Genomic DNA, 19,527 nt, shown 5'->3' with positions numbered 1-19,527 from the left:
GGCGGGAGTGTGCCACACGGCAGCCCCTTACACTGAGGCCATGAAGAGGCTTCCATTTTTGTTGCATGTGAGTCGGTGGCTGTGTGCTGCCGTGCTGCTCATGGGCGGCGCTGTGATGGCAGAAACCGTGTCGGTGGGCATGGGGCTGAACAAGCCGCCCTATGTCATGGAAGCCGGCAAAGCGGGCCTGGAGGTCGAAATCGTCCAGCAGGCGCTCGCCGTGGCAGGCCACACCATGCTGCCGCAGCAATTGCCGCCTGCGCGGGGCATCATGCTGCAGCGCGCCGGGCAGCTGGATGTGCTGCTCAGCGTGGATGAAGGCATAGGCGGCAACGGGTATTTTTCAGAGCCCTACGTCACTTACCAGAACGTGGCCATGTCCTTGGCCCACCGCAAATTGCCGATCAGGCGCATTGAAGACTTGGGGAACTACTCGGTCGCTGCGTTTCAAAATGCCAGTGTCATTTTGGGAGAGCGCTTCAAAGCCATGGCTGGCAGTCATCCCAATTACAAGGAATACCCGCAGCAAATCATCCAAAACAACCTGCTCTTCAGCGAGCGGGTGGATGTGATTGTGGGCGACCGCCGCATCCTGCACTACCTCACCGGCCTGCTGGACCACCAGGTGGATGCGAGCAAACCGGTCGCCATCCACGCGGTGTTTCCGCCCAGCCCGCGCAAGGCCGTGTTCAAAGACGCGACCCTGCGCGACCAGTTCAATTCCGGCTTGAAAACCATCCAGGCGAACGGCGTGTACGACGCCATCCTGAAAAAGTACGCCAATTTGCAATGAAGCCGATCCCCGAATCCTCTGCCCTCCCCTCCATTCCTGCCCGCCCCCTGCTCCACTGGATGGAAAACGGCGTGGCCTGCTCCGCACTCTGGCGCTCTGAGCGTGGAGCCGCCGCGCCCGCCAAGGTCGTGCTGGCCGATGACACCATGACCGCCGATGCCGCCTACCAACTGGCCTGCGGCGGCACCGCCTTGCTCTGGCGCGGCGATTTTCAGAACGCGCGCCAGCTGCTGCAAGCCCTGCAGCGGCGCATAGACACCCCGCCCCGTCGCAAAAGCCGGGGTACGGCTCAGGCCAAGGCGCCCGTCCAGCCCCCGGCTGGCGCGGCCGATGGCGCGATGAACCCGCAGGTCTTCCACTTGCACCGGCAGGCCCAGGCCCAGCGCGCCCGCATTCTGGCCATGGTGCTGCTGCCGTTTGATGCGGACTACGCCATTCCGCTGCGGCGCGCGCCCGATGCCAAGTTGGCGTGTACCCAAGCTTGGGGCATTGCCGCTGCCGACGAGCCGGCCAGCGTGGCCTCGCTGCGCGATCTGCTGGGCATGCGCAGCGCCAGCGAATGGCGCAAAAACGGCGTGGAAATCCGCGCCCTGGGCGAAGGCCCGGCCAACCGCATTCACCCGCACTACGGGGTGTTCTCGCCGGTGCGTGGGGAGTATGTGGACCTGGTGGCCGAAGCCCCCCTGCCGGCCCAGGCCGCGCAAGCCTTGGCGGACGGAGTGCCTTATGTCGCCTTCGACATTGGCACCGGCTCCGGTGTGTTGTCTGCGGTGTTGGCACGCCGCCAGACTATGCAGATTGTGGCCACCGACCAGGATGCCCGGGCCATGGCCTGCGCCACAGAAAATTTTGCCCGCCTGGGTGTGGCCGAGGGCATCGATTTGCAGCAAACCGACATGTTTCCCGCCGGCCGGGCCAACCTGGTGGTGTGCAACCCGCCCTGGCTGCCGGCCCGCCCGAGTGCGCCCGTGGAATTTGCGGTGTACGACGAAAACAGCCGCATGCTGCTGGCGTTTCTCGCCGGGCTTTCGGCCCACCTCGCACCGGGTGGCGAGGGCTGGCTCATCATTTCAGATTTGGCGGAGCGGCTGGGCCTGCGCAGCACCCACATGCTGGGCGGTGCGATTGCCGCAGCCGGTCTGGTGGTGTTGGGGCGCAGCGATGCCCACCCCCAGCATGCCAAGGCACTGGATGCGACGGATGCCCTGCACCGTGCCCGCAGCCGCGAAATCACCACCCTCTGGCGGCTGGGAGCCGCCCCAGCTACTTTGCATTAAGGACCCTATGCGCGCACTGTTTCACTTGGCATACCACGTCCGCGACCTGGATGAAGCCCGGGCTTTTTATGGCGGCGTGCTTGGTTGCCGCGAGGGCCGCAGCACGGACACTTGGGTGGACTTTGATTTTTTCAGCCACCAGATTTCGCTGCATTTGGGCGAGCCTTTTCAGACCACCAACACCGGCAAGGTCGGCGCACACATGGTGCCCATGCCGCATTTGGGTGTGATTTTGTTGATGGACGACTGGAATGCCTTGGCCGAGCGCCTCCAGCAACATGGCGTGGCTTTTGTGCTGGAGCCCCAGATTCGCTTTGCCGGACAGCCCGGCGAGCAGGCCACCATGTTTTTCCGCGACCCCAGCGGCAATCCCATTGAAGTCAAAGGCTTTGCGTCGTGGGAAGCTGTGTACGCGGCCTGAGGCGCTGAGCTTAAATTTGCCCGGAAATGCAAAAGGCCCTCAAACGAGGGCCTTTTTGCTTTTGCACCCGGCAAGCTGCGGCTGCCGGACAGTGCAGGGCTTAGCGGTGACGCTTGCCGGGGTTCTTCTTGCTACGTGTAGCAACACCACGCTCCAAGCTCACGCGCTGACCACGGCCAGCGGTAGGCAGGGTGTAGCCAGGCAGAGGCTTCGGTGCGGGAGTGGCTTTGCGGTCGGCTTCGGTAAAGATTTTGTTGCCCATGTGGCGATCCTGTTGAGGTTGGTGTGAAAACCCGTATTTTCTCATTTTTTCAGGCGCTATTTCCAAGCGCGTGTCGGAAGGCCCCCAACGCCCCTGGATTGGCATGGTTTGCCACAATCTCCGCATGCAGGCCTTTTACTCCGACCAGTTCGTTTTGCCCTTGCCCGAGGGCCACCGCTTCCCCATGGCCAAGTACCGCATGCTGCGGGACCGGATTGCCGCCGAACTGCCCTCCATACAACTCATAGAAGCGCCCGCAGCCACCGAGGGCGAGCTGGCGCTGGTGCATACGCCGGCTTATATCGACTCCATCCTCCAGGGCACCGCCGAGCCTGCGGTGCTGCGCGAAATCGGCTTTCCGTGGAGCCCCTCCATGGCAGAGCGTGCCCTGCGCTCGGTGGGTGCTACCGTGGCTGCGGCACGTGTGGCAATGATTGAGGGCTTGGCGGCCAACCTTGCCGGCGGCACGCACCACGCCTATGCCCACAAGGGTGGCGGCTTTTGTGTGTTCAATGATTTGGCCGTGGCGGCCCGCGTGTTGCAGGCGGAGTGGGGCCGCAGCCGTCACCCTGACGGTAGCCGCCGGCAGCCGTTGCAGGTAGCGGTGATTGACTTGGACGTGCACCAAGGCAATGGCACGGCCAGCATCTTCCAAAAAGATGATTCGGTGTTCACCCTGTCGATGCATGGTGACAAGAACTTTCCCTTTCGCAAGGAAGACAGCGACCTTGATATTCCCCTGCCCGATGGCTGCGCCGATACTGAGTACCTCAGCACGCTGGAGCACGCTTTGCAGGAGTTGGAAGGCCGCTTTCAGCCCGGACTGGTGTTCTTTCTGGCCGGTGCCGACCCGCATGAGGGCGACCGTCTGGGGCGACTCAAGCTGACTGCCGACGGGCTGGAAGCCCGCGATCGCCGGGTGCTGGACTGGTGCTGGCAGCGCCGGATTCCGGCAGTGATCACCATGGGCGGGGGTTACGGGGTGAATCTGGCCGACACGGTGGGGGTGCAGCTCACTACTTACTGGGTGGCCGCCAGTTATCGCGCCCGCTGGGCCGGGGCGCTGCAGGCAGCTTGAATCAAGTCGCCTGGGTGGATTGGTGCTTGGTGCGCCAGGCGATGAACTCCGGGAGCGGAATGGGCTTGCTCATGTAGTAGCCCTGCGCCTCGTCGCATTGCAACTCCACCAGCTTGTCCAGAATCGCCTGGTTCTCTACCCCCTCGGCCACCACGCTCAGGCCCAGGTTGTGGGCCAGGTCGATGGTGGAGCGCACAATTTTGGCGTCGCTCTCATCCTTTTCCATGCCCATCACAAACGACTTGTCGATCTTGAGTTCGTTCACCGGCAGGCGTTTGAGGTAGGCCAGCGAAGAGTATCCGGTGCCGAAGTCGTCAATCGACAGCTTGAAGCCCCGCTCGGACAAGCGGTTCAGGGTGGCCTCGGCGCGCTGCGGGTCGTCCATGATGGCGCTCTCGGTAATCTCCAGGCAGAAGGCGCTGGTGGGCGCGTTGTGCTTGAGCATCATGGCATCCAGCTTGGCCGGAAAGTCCTGGTCCAGCAGGTCGCGGGTGGAGAGGTTGATCGCCACCCGCAGCGGGTGCCCGCCGGATTGCAGGCGCGGCAATTCCTTGGCGACTTCCTCGAACATCCACAGTGTGAGCTGCCGCACAAAACCGGTCTGCTCTGCAAACGGAATGAACTGCATGGGCGGCACAAGGCCGCGCACCGGATGCTGCCAGCGCACCAACGCTTCAGCGGCGACCACGGTGTTGTCAGACAGATTGAGTTTCGGTTGCAAGTACAGGCGCAGCTGCCCGTCTTCCACCGCGTGGCGCAGCTCGGTCAGGAGTGACAGTGTCTGGGTGCTCGACGAGTCCAGCGCCGGGTCATACACCTGGATGCCGGTGGTTTTGCGTTTGGCCACATACATAGCGATTTCTGCGCGGCTCAGCAGCATGTCTACGTCTTGCGCATGCATGGGCCAGGATGCCAGCCCGATGCCCGCGCTCAAATCCACCGTCTGGTCTTCCAGCGTTAGCGGCAGTTCAAAGGCTTTGGCAATCATGGCTGCCATGGCGGTAGCGGTGTGGGCGTTCTGGTCTTCGACCATGACCGCAAATTCGTCACCACCCAAGCGGGCCACGGTGGCGGCCTCGGGCGGCACATGGGTTCGCAGTCGCTCCGCCACGGCTTTGAGCAAGCGGTCGCCGAAGGCATAGCCCAGCACGTCGTTGACATGCTTGAAGCGGTCCAGGTTGAGCATGATGACGGTGACCGGGGGGCCCTCACTGCCAATGGCAATACTGGCCTGGATGGACTGCTTGATCAGATCGCGAAACTGGGTGCGGTTGGGCAGCCCGGTCAGGCGATCCCAGTAGGCGAGCTGCATGATTTCATGCTGCTGGCTCTGGATGCTGCTGCGCATCTGATTGAACGCGCGGGACAAGTCGCCGACTTCGTCGCGGTGGCGCATGGCCGGGAGCGCCTGCGAGTAATCGCCACGGCTCAATTGCTCCGCCGCACCCGCCAAGGAGCGCAGCGGCACCGTCACCCGTTGGGCAAGCAAGGCGCTGCCGACCGCAAACAAGGCGAGGCCGATGGCGGTAATCAGAAGCAACGCCAGCTGCACTTGGCGGTAAGGCGCCACCACTTCATCGATGGAGCGCATCACCAGTGTGGTGAACCCCTTGGCCTGCCCCTGCCCCTCACTCGTTTGCACCATCAAGGTGGCGTACTGCAGGGTGAGATCACCTTGGTTTCCAAAGTTCTTTAGCGCAGGTAAAGCGTCGGCGCCGAGGCTGGAGAGCAGGATGTTCCGGGCCTCATCGCGCAAAGCGATGTGCACACCGGACAACTTAAACATATCGTCAGCCTGTGCCTGCTCCAGGGCGAAGCCCATCAATACCCACCCGATAGTGAGTGGAGCCTTCACCGGCACCATGACAAACTGGTAGAGCTTGGCGTCGATCTGCGCGATTTTGTAGTTGACCCCGCCTGCCCCGAGTTCGGTGGCGACGCGTTGTAACTCCGGTGCAAACGCATCCTCGGCCGCCATTTCAAAGCCGGTCGCCTTGAGGGCAAATTGGGTGTCAAAAAAAGCGGTCACGTTCGCTTTAATGCGCCCGCCGTGGTTTTCGAGGGTGGAGCGCAGGGTTTCAATGTCTCCGGTTCCTAAAGCGGACCGGAAGCCAAAATCCTTGGCAACTACATCAGCGCCTTGCCGGAGCTGTTTGGCATTCTGATCCAGCAGCTGCCACCACACCTTCTCGCCCGTGGCCAGCTCCTGCTTGATCTGGCCACGCACATTGCGCTCCACATTGACCTGCACCACGCCGTACACCGCTGCCTGAATCAGCAACAGCAATACCAGTGAGAAGGCCACAAACTTGGTGCCTACGCCCCAGCGGGCATACATACTTCCGAGTTTCAAGCGTTGCTCCCCACCAGCTTGATCACCACTGGCGCATTGGTGGCCCCCACTGCTTGGCCTTGCTCTGCGGCTGCCCCGCCGGTAGGCAGGCTGGCGTGCCAGGTGCGCAGCTTGTAATTGCCAGCGGGCAGGTCAAGCGACAGATGGCCTTGTGCATCCGTTTTGCCGAAGTACGGCGTATCCACCACCACCACCCAGGCGACCATGTTGTCGTGGATGTTGCAGCCCAGCACCGCGATGCCGCTCTTGTCGAACACCACCGGGTTGGCGGGTACGCCGGCATACAACTTCAAATCGAAGGTTTTGGCAGGCGAGAACGAGTACACATGGTGCCGCACTGTGTCGTTGTTGGGGAACAGCACAGAGGTGCCGGTGGTGACCACCGTGACGGCCGGAGAAAACTGCTTGGCCGCCTGCGAGACTTCAACGCCCTTGAGCGGCTTGGCGGCAGATTTGGCCTCTGCCGACTCCAAAAACACCACCGCGTTGGGCAAGGGCTTGCCGTTTTTGTCCTGCACTTGGACTTGCAGGCCGGCTGCCATGGCAACGTGCCCTGTCAAGACAAGCCCGGCGAGTAAACAAAACCGGCGGGTAAGCGCATTCCAGTGCATGCAGGGCTCCTAAGAAAGGTCGCCACAGGCAACCGTGCCTGTGCGGAGCTTCACTCTACCTCAAGCCCAAGCCGCTCAGGCTGCGGATCGCAAGGCTTTGCGCAACTCTGCGCCCAATTCGGGCTTGTGGGCAAACGGGTCGGTAGGGTTGCGGGCCAGCATCACATCTTCCATGCGGGTCTGGACGGACCCGATGGCTTTGGGGTGGCTGTAGATGTAGAAACGGCCTTCGGCCACGGCATCGAACACCATTTGCGCCACCTGTGCGGCAGTCACCTTGCCACTCGTCACTGCCTTGTCGGTCATGGCCTGGCCGATCATCTGGCTACGGGTGAGTTGGGCTGGAGCCGCATCCGAGGGGCGGTTGCGCTCGCTCTGGCTGATGCCGGTCGGCACAAAGAAGGGGCACAGCACGCTGGCAGACACTTGGTCAGTGACCAACGCCAGGTCCTGGTACAGGGTCTCGCTCAGGGACACCACGGCGTGTTTGCTCACGTTGTAAACCCCCATGTTGGGTGCGTTCAGCAGGCCGGCCATGCTGGCAGTGTTGACGATGTGGCCCTGCCAAGCAGGGTCTTGTTGGGCGGCCTCCAGCATCATGGGGGTGAACACCCGCACGCCGTGGGCCACGCCCATGAGGTTGACGCCCAGCACCCATTCCCAATCGCGGGCGGTGTTCTCCCAGATCAGCCCCCCTGCCCCCACGCCGGCGTTGTTGAACACCAGGTGTGGCGCGCCAAAGCGCCGCAAGGTGGCGGCGCCCAGCGCCTCCACCTGCGCGGCTTGCGACACATCGATCCGCAGGCCCAGCACCTGGGCGCCTGCAGCTTCCATCTCGGCAACCGCCTTGTCCAGCGCGTCTTGCTGCACGTCGGCCAGTACCAGGTTCATGCCCAGCCGGGCGCCGATACGCGCACACTCCAAGCCAAAACCGGAGCCGGCACCGGTAAGCACGGCGGTTTTGCCTGCAAAGTTTTGAATCACAAATGTCTCCTTGCGCTTGGACACGGCGTTCAGGCCGGACGTACCATTTCGAGGTGGGGAATGCCGTCTTCTACGTAAGGTTTGCCCACGTCCACAAAGCCGTGACGCTCGTAGAAAGCCTTGAGGTGGGCTTGCGCGCCAATGCGAATGGCTTGGGTGCCCCATTCGGCCACCAGCGCTTTGATGGCCTCGGCCATCAGCATATGGCCCAAGCCGCCGCCACGGGCATCGGGCTTGGTCACCACGCGGCCAATGCTGGCCTCGTCAAAGGTGACTCCGGCGGGGAAGCAACGCACGTAGGCCACCAACTCCTCTGCTTTCGTGCCACCATTTTTGGTGTGGAGTGAGGGAGGTAGCGGGCTCTGCTCCGTGTCCCCCGCCCGCTTTGCGGGCTCCTCCTTAACCTGCGCAGAACCCGCTACCCCCCTCACTCCTAGAAGGTGCATGGCTTGTTGGTCGAGGTTGTCCATGTCCAGGAACACACAGTTTTGTTCGACTACAAACACCTCGCTGCGCAGTCGCAGCAATTCGTACAGCTGATCGCGGCTCAGCGCTTCAAATGCGAGCCACTGCCATTGGATGTCCTGACTCATGCCTGCGCCGCCTTGAGCACATAGCCGATGCGCGGAAAGTGCACATGCACGGTGCCTGCACGCTCGTCCACGCGCTTCAACGTGAAGCGGGTGCGGGTGGCGGCGACCAAGGTGCCGGCCGTCGTTTCCTGACCGAAGGTTTCGGCGGCGATGGTCACTTCGCTTCCCAGCGGAATGCCGTGCTCGTCTTGAAAATAAGTATCCAAGGGAGCGGTAGCGCCCGCTGCTTTTGCGCAAGCTGCTATGGCTTCTGTAGCAGACAGTTTCTCGAAGCTGCCGTGGCCGATGGCCGCCATGCGCGCCATCCAGGCCTGCACCGAGGGCGTCGCGTTGAGGATGTCGGCCATCACCGGCACTCGTTTGGCGGTAAACCACAGCGGGTGGTAGGCGGCAAAGTCTGCCACGCAGGGGGCTTGCCCCAACAAAAAGTCCTGGCCCTCCAGCATGCTGGCGATGCGGCGCAGGTAGCTCTTGTAGGCGGCTGCAGCATCGCCGGGGCGCAGGCGGGTCATTCCGGTGGACATGGCGGCGCGGTCGGCGCCAAAGGCCTTGGCGGCTTCAGGGGGCGCGCCTTCAAACATGCTAGCCGCCCCTTTGGGCTGCAGGTTGTAGGCCATGGCAGCCCAGAACAAGGTGCTGTCCGCCCACTGCGCCACGATGCGGCTCAGGCCTTTGTCGTCTTCTGGGTAGAGCGTTGGTGTGGGGCGCAGGTGCTCCAGCACATCGCAGATGAGGGCGCTGTCGCAATACACATCGGCGCCGATCTGCAAAAACGGCGTCTTGCGGTAGCCGCCGGTCAGGGCCACCACATCGGGCTTGGGCAGGATAGCCGGGATGATGACCGACTTCCAAGCAAGCTGTTTGTAGCCCAGCACTAGGCGCACTTTCTCGGAGAAAGGCGATGTGGGGTAGTGGTGAAGAATGAGGTCTGTCATGGGTTTCTCCAGAAAAATCAATACGGCATGGCGCGCTGCAGGATGGCGTCAAAGTCCACCGCCGCACCCAGGGTGCCGAAGCTGTAGCCCCAGTTGCCACCCAGCCGGGAATCACAAAACGCCTCGAACACGGCAGCCGGCGCCGTTTGGTACAGCAGCGCAGCTTGCACCGCCAGCGCCACGTCTTGCGCCAAGCGGCGGGCTTCCATCTCGGTAGCCATGAGTTCCACCCGCGTGGGCAAGTTTGCTGCCAGCCGGTCGAGTGCGGGGTGGGCGCCCTGGGCGGGGGCGAGTTCGCGGGCCAGAGCTGCGGCGGCATCGCCTTTGCGCAAAGCGCGCAGCAGGTCCAGCGCCATGATGTTGCCAGCGCCTTCCCAGATGGAGTTGAGCGGCATCTCGCGGTAGATGCGGGCCATGGTGCCTTCTCCGCCCTCCTCCACATAGCCGTTGCCGCCCAAGCATTCCATGGCTTCCTGGGCAAAGGCTGCACCGCGCTTGCAGATCCAGTACTTGGCCACCGGCGTCAGCAGGCGGCCCATGAGCAGCTGGTGTGGGTCAGCGGCATGGTCAAAAGCATGTGCAAGCCGCATGGAGAGTGCGCAAGCTGCTTCGTATTCGATAGCAAGGTCGGTCAGCACATTGCGCATCAATGGCTGCTCGATCAAGGCTTTGCCGAACGTCTGGCGCTGCGCGGTGTGGTGTAGTGCGATGCTGAGTGCCTGGCGCATCAGGCCGGTGGTGCCCAGGGCACAGTCCAGCCGGGTCATGGTGCCCATTTCCAGAATCTGCGGCACACCGCGTCCCTCCACGCCCACCAGCCACGCCGTGGCGTGCTGGAACTCGACTTCCGAGCTGGCGTTGGCGTGGTTGCCCAGCTTGTCTTTGAGGCGCTGGATGCGGATGGCATTCACCGTGCCGGGCGCTTGCGGATCCGCAAAGTCGGGCAGGATGCGGGGCACAAAAAAGCAGGACAAGCCCGCCGGGCTTTGCGCCAGCACCAGAAACGCGTCGCACATGGGGGCCGAGAAAAACCACTTGTGGCCCAGCAGCTTGAAGCGCGGGCCCCAGGCGTCTTCACCGTCGGGGATGGCCTGCGTGGTGTTGGCCCGCACGTCGGAGCCGCCTTGCTTCTCGGTCATGCCCATGCCCATGGTCAGGCCGCGTTTGTGGCGGTAGAGCTTGAACTCAGGGTCGTAGGCCTGCGCCATCAGGCCGGGGGCCCAAGCCTCAAACACAGCAGGGTTGCCGCGCAGCGCCGGCAGCACCGCATAAGTCATGGAAATCGGGCACAGGATGGAAGGCTCGGCCTCGGTGAACAGCATGAACGCGGCTGCGCGGCGCAAGTGCGCAACTTCGCCCGCCGCCGGGTCCCAGGGGCTGCCATGCAGGCCGGCTTGGGCGGCAGCATCCATCAGCGCGTGGTAGCTGGGGTGGAACTCGACCTGGTCCACCCGGCGGCCCAGCCGGTCGTGGCTGTGGAGTACCGGAGGGTGGGTATTGGCCAAGCGCGCGTGGGTCTGCATGGCGCGACTGCCCATTTGCCCGCCCAGGGAATGCAGTGTGAATGTGTCCAAGCCCGGAGCATGAAAATGCAGTGCGCTCTGCAAGGCGCGGTTGCCCGCCAGCAGTTGGGTATCTGCCAAAGGCTCGGCTTGGTTGAACACCGTGTGGGTGGCCGGGAAATCGGTCTCGCTGTGCATGCTGTCTCCTCAAACGCTATTCTTTTGATAGCTGCTCGCGCATATTCAACGAGCGCTAGAGGCCAATTTGGCCCATAAAGCGCTAGTCGGTGGCAATACCGGTGCCCGGTGCATTCAGTGCGTTCACGCTGCGTGCGCCGGTGGCCAGACGTTTCATGTACTTGAAGGTTCCGGTGGCGTGGGCACAGGCTTTGCCGTTGGCGTCATACACCGTGGCCTGGGTGAAGGCCATGGTGGCGGTGCGGTGCATCAGCTCGCCCTTGGCGGTCAGGGCGCCGACGGCCGGCTGCATGAAGCTGGTTTTCATCTCGATGGTGACCACGCCCAACTCCGGCGTCACGCTACGGGCGGCTGTGGCCATGGTCACGTCCAGCAGCGTCATTTGCGCGCCGCCATGGGTCACGTTGAAGGAGTTGAGGTGCTCGGGCTTCGGCACATAGCGGATTTCAGAGCGGCCGCCCTCGAACACCGTCAACTCAAAGCCCAAGAGCGTGACGAACGGGATTTCCACGCCGAAGCCGGCCACCGGGTCCTGCATGCTCAGCCTCCGGTTACCACGCTGACGCCGCCATCTACCGCCAGCCACTGGCCGGTGATGTGCTTGCCCGCGTCGGAGGCATACAGCACGGCCAGGCCTTTGAGGTCCTCATCGTCCCCCAGGCGCTGCAGCGGTGCGGCGGCAGCGAGCTTGTCTTCGCCCAAAGCCTGCAACAAACCGGCTGTCATCTTGCTGGGGAAAAAGCCCGGGCAGATGGCATTGACGGTGATGTGGTGCTTGCCCCACTCGGCGGCGAGCGCGCGGGTGAAGTTGATGACCGCGCCCTTGGAGGTGTTGTAGGCAATGGTTTGCATGCCGGGCGGGTTGCCGTTGAGGCCGGCAATCGAGGCCAGGTTGATGATGCGACCCGTCTGGCGCGGAATCATGCTCTTCTTGGCAATGATCTGGCTCAGCAGAAAGTAGCCGCGTACGTTGAGATTCATCACCTTATCCCAAGCGTCCAGCGGGTGGTCTTCGGCCGGCGCACCCCAGGTAGCCCCGGCGTTGTTGACCAGAATGTCCACATGGCCAAGGCGTTGCAGGGTTTCGTCTGCCAGGCGCTGGATTTCGGATTCCTTGGCGCAATCGGCGGCCACCCAGCGTGCGTCAATGCCGGCGGCTTGCAGTCCGGCACAGGCTTCCTCCAGGTCTGCAGCCTTGCGTGAGCTGATCAGCACTTTGGCACCCGCTTCACCTAGCGCGTAGGCCAGTTGCAGGCCTAGGCCACGCGAGCCGCCGGTGATGAGTGCTGTTTTGCCAGTGAGGTCAAAGAGTTGCTGGATGGTGCGTGTCATGGGGTAAGCCTTTGTCGAACAGATAACGTGGGCGGCATTGTGTGCAGCGGGATGCACAGAGCGCTGTCCCCGCGGCGATATGCAGTAACCCGGGCGACTACTCTTCGCGCAGGCGCGAGCGGATGAGCACCATCACCACGCCGACCGCCACGGCCACGCCGCCCAGGTTGTAGAACATCGAAGCGTCCTGCCCCTCTTGCTTGCCCATAAAGTAGCCCAGCACGATGGAGAGCAGGCCTGCATAAATCAGCGCCCAAATGATGCGCTCCATGCGTACCAAGCGGGCGTTGGTGGTGCCGTTGTATTTTTTGAAAAATGCCATCAGAAAGCTCCTTCGGGGAATGTTGCACAAGTCAGATCCCTCGATTGCACCACACCCAGCCAGGCATTGATCTTTGGCAACTCATAGTGGAAGAAGAATTTGGCGCAGCCCACACGGCCCTGGGTGTCCAGCGCCTCCTGGCGCGGGTCGTTGTCCAGTGCGCAGCCGGCCACGTCCAGCCAGATCCAGGCCAGCACGGTATGGCCGAAAGCCTGCATGTAAGGCACCGCATTGGCCAAGGCCTCGCCAGGCACGCCGGTGGACCACGCCTTCTGGGTAGCGGTGCCCACGTCCTGCAAGGCCTTGCCCAGAGCTTTGGCATGGGGTGCCAGCGCGGGAATTCCGTTGCATCGGTTTACTGTGGCCATGATGCGGTGGCTCAACAGCGTGAGGCCTTTGCCCTCCTCCATCAGCACTTTGCGCCCCAGCAGGTCCATGGCCTGAATGCCATGGGTGCCTTCGTGAATCATGTTCAGGCGGTTGTCGCGCCAGTACTGCTCTACCGGGAAGTCGCGGGTATAGCCGTAGCCGCCGTGCACCTGGATGGCCAGGCTGTTGGCCTCCAGACACCACTCGCTGGGCCAGCTTTTGGCAATTGGGGTCAACACCTCCAGCAACAGGCGGGCCTCTTCCGCGTCTTGTGCGGTGCCGGTGTGCTGCTCGTCAATCAGGCGGGCGCAATACAGCTCCAAGGCCAATGCACCTTCGCAATAGGCCTTTTGCGTGAGCAGCATGCGCTTCACGTCGGCGTGCTCAATGATGCGGGTTTGCGGAGCGGCGGCGTCTTTGCCGGCTCCCGTGACAGGTCTGCCTTGCGGGCGATTTTTGGCGTACTCCAGCGAGGCGTAGTAGCCGGCCATGCCCAACATGGTGGCGGCAATCCCCACACCGATGCGGGCCTCGTTCATCATGTAGAACATGCAGGCTAGACCTTTGCCCGGCTGCCCCACGAGGTAGCCCACGGCGCCCGCGCCGCCTCCAAAAGGCCCACCGGCTTGGCCCTCCACGGGGAACTTGCCCTCGCCAAAGTTCAGCAAGGTATTGGTCGTACCGCGCCAGCCCAGCTTGTGGTTCAGCCCGGCCAGCGCCACGTCGTTGCGCACGCCCGTCAACTCACCCTGCGCATTCACCATCTTCTTGGGAACGATGAAGAGCGAAATACCGCGGGTGCCCGGAACCAGCTTGCCGTCCGCATCGGGAATCTTGGCGAGCACCAGGTGCACGATGTTTTCCGTGAGCTCGTGCTCGCCGTTGGAGATCCACATCTTGTTGCCTCGCAGGCGGTAGCGCGGGCCCAGCGGGTCGCTCTCAAACCCCTCACCATCCGGCACTGCGCGAGTCGCCACATCGCTCAGGGACGAACCAGCCTGCGGCTCGCTCAGGCACATGGTGCCGGACCATTGGCCGGAAAACTCCTTGTGGGCGAACACCTGTTTTTGCAATTCGGTGCCATGCGCCATGAGCAGGTTGGCATTGCCTACCGACAGCAGGCTGGAGCCGATACTGACCGACGCACAGGCAAAAAACGCGTTGGCTGCGGCCTCCACGCTGTAAGGCAGCTGCATGCCGCCGATGTCGTAGTCCTGCGCGGCGCTCAGCATGCCCGACTCGGCATAGGCTTTGAACGCATCGTGGGTGGCTTGCGGCAGCGTGACCTTCTCGCCATCAAAGTGCGGCTCCTGCGTGTCTACCAGCCGGTTGAACGGCGCGTACTTCTCCCGCGCAATGCGCTCGCAAGTGTCCAGCACCGCGTCAAAGGTTTCCCTGTTGTGGTCCGCAAAGCGCTCGCGGCTGGTGAGGCCGGTGGTGTCCAGCCAGTCGTGGAGCAAAAAGTCGATGGTGGTGCGCAGGGTCATGGACAAGGTCTCAGAGAAATAAAAAAGCCGGACTGCGAATTGTGCGCAGGCCGGCTCCCTTCAGATGGCAATTGCTGTCGTGCGGGTTACAGCACTTCAAACACGCCCGCAGCGCCCATGCCGCCGCCGATACACATGGTCACGCACACCTTTTTGGCGCCACGACGCTTGCCTTCGATGAGGGCATGGCCGGTCAGGCGCTGGCCGCTCATGCCGAAGGGGTGACCCACGGCAATGGCGCCGCCGTTCACGTTGAGCTTGTCAGCGGGAATGCCCAGCTTGTCGCGGCAGTAGAGCACTTGCACGGCAAAAGCTTCGTTCAATTCCCACAAGTCAATGTCGTTCATGGTCAAGCCCAAGCGTTTCAAGACCTTGGGGATGGCAAACACGGGGCCGATGCCCATTTCGTCCGGCTCACAGCCTGCCACCGCAAAACCGAGGAAGCGGCCCAAAGGCTTGAGGCCCCTTTGCTCGGCCAGCTTTTCGTGCATGACCACGGTGGCGCCTGCGCCGTCGGAGAGCTGGCTGGCGTTACCGGCAGACACGAGGCCACCCGGCAATGCAGAGCGCAGGTCCTTGATGCCCTCATAGGTGGTGCCGGCGCGGATGCCTTCGTCATCGCTCACGGTGACTTGCTTGGTCATCAGGCCCATCACCTTGTCGGCCACGCCCATGGTTACGGTGATGGGCGCGATTTCGTCCTTGAACAGGCCTTTTTCCAGCGCTGCAGAGGCTTTTTGTTGGCTGCTGGCGCCGTATTCGTCCATGGCCTCGCGGCTGATGTTGTAGCGCTTGGCCACTTGCTCGGCAGTCTGCAACATGGCCCAGTAGACCTCGGGCTTGTTTTTGGCGAGCCACGGGTCTTGCAGCATGTGCTGGTTCATCTCTTGTGCAGTGCACGAGATGGCCTCCAAGCCACCGGCCACGTAGATGTCGCCCTCACCCGCAATCACGCGCTGGGCGGCAGTCGCAATGGTTTGCAGGCCGGAGGAGCAAAAGCGGTTGATGGTCATGCCCGACACAGTGACCGGGCAGCCGGCGCGCAGCGCAATCTGACGGGCAATGTTGGCGCCGGTCGCACCTTCGGGTGTGCCGCAGCCCATGATGACGTCGTCCACCTCGCCGGCTTCGATGCCCGCGCGCTGGATAGCGTGCTCCACCACGTGGCCGCCCATGGTGGCGCCGTGGGTCATGTTGAAGGCACCCTTCCAGGCCTTGGTCAAAGGGGTGCGCGCGGTCGAAACGATTACTGCTGATGTCATGGTGAGTCTCCTGAATAGGGTTAGTTGCGGGGCGCAGCGGCGCCCTGCGTCAAAAAGCGGTGGTAGAAGCGAATCAGCTCGGCGTAGTTGCTGATGGAGATGCGTTCATTGGTGCCGTGAAAGCGCGGTAGGTCTTGCGGACCGGCCCGCACGGGCGAGAACTTGAAGATGTGGTCGCTGATGTCGCCAAAGTGGATCGAATCGGTCGCACCGATCATCAAACCGGGCGTCACCAGCGTGCCGGGAAACACCTCACGGATGGTGCGGTTGAGCAACGCGTACTGCGCGGAGTCGGTAGGCGCCACCTTGGATGCATCCACCGCGCCGGGCAATGCAAACAGCTCAAATTGATCGGTCTTGGTGGCATCAGCCACCAGCGCACGGGTGCGCTCGATGACCTGCTCTTTGGTATCCCCTGGCAGCAAGCGGAAGTTCACCGTAGCCTCGGCGTTACCAGGCAGCACGTTTTCCTTGTTGCCGGCATTCACGATGCTCAATGCCGTGGTGGTGCGCAACACGGCGTTGGTGCTGGCGCTGGCCTCCAGCTGCTTTTGCACCACCGGCCCGAACAGCCACAAATTGCTCAGTGCCACACGGGAAAAGCCCCCCATCTCCGGGGCGATGGTGGCAAACATCTCGCCCGCCACCCCACGGATACCGCCGGGCAGCTGCTCATCGTCCAGCCGCTTGAGGGCGGCACTCATCATGGCGATGGCACTTGTGCCCTTGGGCGGCGGCATGGACGAGTGGCCGGGTTTGGCAGCCATTTTGAGCACCACCGCCAGATAGCCCTTCTCTGCCACGCCCACCACCGCCACTGGGGTCTGCAGGCCCGGCATGATGCCCTGGGTGATCAACAAGCCTTCGTCAAGCACCATGTCCAGCCGGATTTTTCGCTCTTTGAGGAGCGCTGCGATTTTGGAAGCACCGCGCAAGCCCCCCACCTCTTCATCCGCCCCGAAAGCGAAATAGATGGTGCGCTCGGGTTGGAAGCCGCTGGCAACGAGCATCTCCAGCGCTTCCATCTGCGCCATGAGGTTGCCCTTGTCATCCCAGGCACCGCGGCCCCAGATGAAGCCATCTTTCACGGTACCGCTGAAGGGTTCCGTAGCCCAGTCTTTCTCGGTGCCGGGGGCAGCGGGCACAACGTCCTGGTGCGCCATGAGCAGGATGGGCTTGGTGTCCGGATTGCTGCCCTTCCAGGTGTAGAGCAGGCTGTAGTCGGCCACCACCTCACGCTTGAGCACGGCGTGTGTTTTGGGGAAGCGGTTTTGCAACAGCGCGTGCAGTTGCTTGAACTGGTCGGCGCTGAGGTTGGCGTCGTCGCGCGAGGTGATCGTGCGCAGGCGCACGGCCTCACCTAAGCGCTGGGCTGCGCCGGCTTCGTCCACCGGCAGCACAGGGATGGCTTCGACCGTCAGCTGCCGGGAGCCTTGGCGCCAGGTGTTGATGCACAACACCAGCGCTAGCGCTACCAGCACACCGACCAGGCCCAAGGCAATTTTCTTGGCCATGGTGCCGCCGCCGCTCAGTTGAAAGTTTTGCCTTCAGCGGCCAGCTTGGCCAACAAGGGGGCGGGTTGCCAGAACTTGGCATCGTCCAGCGGGTTCTGGGCAAAGCGGTTCATGGCCTGCACCACATTGAACAGGCCGACCTCATCGGCGTAGTTCATGGGGCCGCCGCGGTGGGCGGGGAAGCCGTAGCCGAAGATGTAAACGATGTCGATATCGCTGGCCTTGGCGGCAATGCCCTCTTCCAAAATATGGGCGGCCTCGTTCACCAGGCTGAACACCAGGCGCTGCACGATTTCTTCGTCCGAAATCTTGCGGGGGGTAATGCCCAGCGCCTGGCGGTGCTCGTCAATCATGGCGACCACGTCGGCGTTCGGGATGGCGTCGCGCTTGCCGGGCACGTAGTCGTACCAGCCGGCACCGGTCTTCTGGCCGAAGCGGCCTTTTTCGCACAGCAGGTCGGCAGTTTTGCTGTACTTCATGTGTGGCTTCTCGGTGTAGCGGCGCTTGCGGATAGCCCAGCCGATGTCGTTGCCGGCCAGATCGCCCATGCGGAAGGGGCCCATGGCAAAGCCGAACTTCTCAATCGCTTTGTCCACCTGCTGGGGCGTGCAACCTTCGTCCAGCAGGAAGCCGCCCTGGCGGCCGTACTGCTCAATCATGCGGTTGCCGATGAAGCCATCGCACACGCCGGAGACCACCGCCGTTTTCTTGATCTTTTTGGCGACCGACATCACCGTGGCCATCACGTCTTTGGCGGTCTTTTCGCCGCGCACCACTTCCAGCAGCTTCATCACGTTGGCGGGGCTGAAGAAGTGCAAGCCCACCACGTCTTCAGGACGTTGGGTGAAGTTGGCGATTTTGTTGACATCCAAGGTGGAGGTGTTGGAAGCCAGAATGGCGCCGGGCTTCATCACCCGGTCCAGTTCCTTGAACACGGCTTCCTTGACGCCCAGCTCTTCAAACACCGCTTCGATCACCATATCGGTGCCGGCGAGGTCGTCGTAGCTCAGGGTGGTAGTCAGCAGGCTCATGCGCTGCTCGTACTTGTCTTGCTTGAGCTTTTTCTTGGCCACTTGGGCTTCGTAGTTTTTGCGGATGGTGGCAATGCCGCGGTCCAGCGCTTCTTGCTTCATCTCCAGCATCTTGACGGGGATGCCGGCGTTCAAGAAGTTCATGGCGATGCCGCCCCCCATGGTGCCGGCGCCGATGACCGCTACAGAGTTGATAGCGCGTTGCGGAGTATCCGCGGGCACGTCGGCAATTTTGGATGCTGCACGCTCCGCCAGAAACAGGTGGCGCAAAGACTTGCTCTCGGCCGTCCACATCAGGTTGATGAAGGCCTCACGCTCCACAGCCATGCCATCGTCAAACTTCTTCTTGGTGGCGGCCTCGACCACGTCCACGCATTTGGCAGGCGCCGGGAAGTTTTTGCTCATGCCCTTGACCATGTTGCGTGCGAACTGGAAATACGCATCGCCCAGCGGGTGTTTGCACTTCAAGTCGCGCACCAGCGGCAAGGGACGCACATCCGCCTTTTCACGGGCGAAGGCAATGGCTTCCTCCAGCACGCGCTCGGCAGAGGCCGACAACTTGTCGAACAGCTTCTGGCCCGGGGCCATGGCCAGCATCTCGCTCTTGACGGTTTCGCCGCTCACGATCATGTTCAAGGCCGGCTCCACGCCCAGCACGCGTGGCAGGCGCTGCGTGCCGCCGGCGCCGGGCAGCAGGCCGAGCTTCACTTCGGGCAGGGCCACACTGGTGCCGGGGGCGGCGATGCGGTAGTGGCAGCCCAGGGCCAGCTCCAGCCCACCGCCCATCACGACGGTGTGGATGGCGGCTACGACGGGCTTAGCAGAGGCTTCAAGTACGCCGATCACGCTGTTGAGGTTGGGCTCCTGCATGGCCGTGGGCTTGCCGAATTCCTTGATGTCCGCACCGCCCGAAAATGCCTTGCCCGCGCCGGTGATCACGATGGCCTTGACGGCAGCATCGGCGTTGGCCTGGGCCATGCCGTCTGCAATGCCTTGCCGTGTGGAAAGCCCCAAACCGTTGACGGGCGGGTTGTTCAGGGTGATGACGGCGATATCGCCTTGGACGTGGTACTGGGCGGTCATGCGGGCTCCGTGAGTGAGTTTTCTCAAAATAGAACGATCGTTCTTTTTAAGAATTGTAGGGGCTTTGGCCGCCCGGCCAAGCCCCTTTGTCACGGCAGGGACAAAGGGTTTTCCCTAGAT

At 62.7% G+C, this 19,527-nt stretch carries 18 protein-coding genes; 4 read left to right on the top strand and 14 right to left on the bottom strand.

Translation table 11 applies throughout. The features are described from left to right. Positions 1-40: 40 nt before the first annotated feature. From FDM28_RS12030 to FDM28_RS12020, 3 genes are read left to right on the top strand one after another with little or no spacing between them, the layout of a single operon-like run. The gene (locus FDM28_RS12030; RefSeq protein ID WP_138515424.1) at positions 41-793 is read left to right on the top strand and encodes a substrate-binding periplasmic protein; all 753 of its coding nucleotides are present in this window, start codon (positions 41-43) and stop codon (positions 791-793) included. Further along, positions 790-2,070, top strand: a complete 1,281-nt coding sequence (locus FDM28_RS12025) for a methyltransferase (protein ID WP_138515423.1) — start codon at positions 790-792, stop codon at positions 2,068-2,070. The genes FDM28_RS12030 and FDM28_RS12025 overlap by 4 nt, the downstream gene beginning before the upstream one ends. 7 nt (positions 2,071-2,077) lie before the next feature. Then, positions 2,078-2,491: a VOC family protein gene (locus tag FDM28_RS12020; protein WP_138515422.1), complete on the top strand. Its 414-nt coding sequence runs from the start codon at positions 2,078-2,080 to the stop codon at positions 2,489-2,491. A gap of 100 nt (positions 2,492-2,591) precedes the next feature. Here FDM28_RS12020 and FDM28_RS17670 read toward each other — a convergent pair whose 3' ends face one another. Continuing rightward, entirely contained in the window at positions 2,592-2,753 is a 162-nt protein-coding gene (locus FDM28_RS17670) for a hypothetical protein (protein WP_170211738.1), read from the bottom strand. A gap of 124 nt (positions 2,754-2,877) precedes the next feature. Between FDM28_RS17670 and FDM28_RS12015 the strand changes: the two genes are divergently transcribed. Beyond that, on the top strand, positions 2,878-3,831 hold the full coding sequence (locus FDM28_RS12015; protein WP_138515421.1) for a histone deacetylase family protein: 954 nt from the start codon (positions 2,878-2,880) through the stop codon (positions 3,829-3,831). Position 3,832: 1 nt separating this feature from the next. On the opposite strand, the gene FDM28_RS12010 is transcribed toward FDM28_RS12015, so the two are convergent. The 13 genes from FDM28_RS12010 to FDM28_RS11950 all read right to left on the bottom strand — a co-directional run bounded on the left by FDM28_RS12010 (position 3,833) and on the right by FDM28_RS11950 (position 19,407). Beyond that, positions 3,833-6,184, bottom strand: a complete 2,352-nt coding sequence (locus FDM28_RS12010; protein WP_338110191.1) for a bifunctional diguanylate cyclase/phosphodiesterase — start codon at positions 6,182-6,184, stop codon at positions 3,833-3,835. Further along, complete coding sequence (locus FDM28_RS12005) at positions 6,181-6,726, bottom strand: methylamine utilization protein (RefSeq protein ID WP_138516277.1); 546 nt, start codon at positions 6,724-6,726, stop codon at positions 6,181-6,183. The genes FDM28_RS12010 and FDM28_RS12005 overlap by 4 nt, the downstream gene beginning before the upstream one ends. A gap of 144 nt (positions 6,727-6,870) precedes the next feature. Continuing rightward, positions 6,871-7,779 carry an SDR family oxidoreductase gene (locus FDM28_RS12000; protein WP_138516275.1) on the bottom strand — a complete coding sequence of 303 codons (909 nt, stop codon included), beginning with the start codon at positions 7,777-7,779 and terminating at the stop codon, positions 6,871-6,873. A 29-nt stretch (positions 7,780-7,808) separates the two neighbouring features. Next, a complete protein-coding gene (locus tag FDM28_RS11995) occupies positions 7,809-8,372 on the bottom strand; it encodes a GNAT family N-acetyltransferase (RefSeq protein WP_138515420.1) in 564 nt (187 codons plus the stop codon). Continuing rightward, positions 8,369-9,307: a glutathione S-transferase family protein gene (locus tag FDM28_RS11990; protein ID WP_138515419.1), complete on the bottom strand. Its 939-nt coding sequence runs from the start codon at positions 9,305-9,307 to the stop codon at positions 8,369-8,371. The genes FDM28_RS11995 and FDM28_RS11990 overlap by 4 nt, the downstream gene beginning before the upstream one ends. Positions 9,308-9,324: 17 nt before the next feature. Beyond that, positions 9,325-11,007 (bottom strand): isovaleryl-CoA dehydrogenase, encoded by a 1,683-nt coding sequence (locus FDM28_RS11985; RefSeq protein ID WP_138515418.1) that lies wholly within the window; start codon positions 11,005-11,007, stop codon positions 9,325-9,327. An 82-nt stretch (positions 11,008-11,089) separates the two neighbouring features. Next, positions 11,090-11,545 carry a PaaI family thioesterase gene (locus tag FDM28_RS11980; RefSeq protein ID WP_206021965.1) on the bottom strand — a complete coding sequence of 152 codons (456 nt, stop codon included), beginning with the start codon at positions 11,543-11,545 and terminating at the stop codon, positions 11,090-11,092. 2 nt (positions 11,546-11,547) lie between these two features. Further along, positions 11,548-12,339, bottom strand: coding sequence for an SDR family oxidoreductase (locus FDM28_RS11975; protein WP_138515417.1), 792 nt, complete (start codon positions 12,337-12,339; stop codon positions 11,548-11,550). A 97-nt stretch (positions 12,340-12,436) separates the two neighbouring features. Beyond that, the gene (locus tag FDM28_RS11970; protein WP_138515416.1) at positions 12,437-12,661 is read right to left on the bottom strand and encodes a hypothetical protein; all 225 of its coding nucleotides are present in this window, start codon (positions 12,659-12,661) and stop codon (positions 12,437-12,439) included. Next, positions 12,661-14,517, bottom strand: coding sequence for an acyl-CoA dehydrogenase (locus tag FDM28_RS11965; protein WP_138515415.1), 1,857 nt, complete (start codon positions 14,515-14,517; stop codon positions 12,661-12,663). Before FDM28_RS11965 ends, FDM28_RS11970 begins: the two co-directional genes overlap by 1 nt. 86 nt (positions 14,518-14,603) lie before the next feature. Next, on the bottom strand, positions 14,604-15,779 hold the full coding sequence (locus tag FDM28_RS11960) for an acetyl-CoA C-acyltransferase (protein ID WP_138515414.1): 1,176 nt from the start codon (positions 15,777-15,779) through the stop codon (positions 14,604-14,606). 20 nt (positions 15,780-15,799) lie between these two features. Further along, the gene (locus FDM28_RS11955) at positions 15,800-17,293 is read right to left on the bottom strand and encodes a M20 family peptidase (RefSeq protein ID WP_138515413.1); all 1,494 of its coding nucleotides are present in this window, start codon (positions 17,291-17,293) and stop codon (positions 15,800-15,802) included. 14 nt (positions 17,294-17,307) lie between these two features. Further along, positions 17,308-19,407, bottom strand: a complete 2,100-nt coding sequence (locus FDM28_RS11950; protein WP_138515412.1) for a 3-hydroxyacyl-CoA dehydrogenase NAD-binding domain-containing protein — start codon at positions 19,405-19,407, stop codon at positions 17,308-17,310. Positions 19,408-19,527 lie beyond the last annotated feature (120 nt).

The sequence above is a fragment of the Rhodoferax bucti genome (assembly GCF_005876985.1).
In the GTDB taxonomy this organism is placed as follows: Bacteria; Pseudomonadota; Gammaproteobacteria; order Burkholderiales; family Burkholderiaceae_C; genus Allorhodoferax; species Allorhodoferax bucti.
Note: the sequence above shows the minus strand (reverse complement) of the source record. Positions and strands in the feature narration are given on the sequence as shown.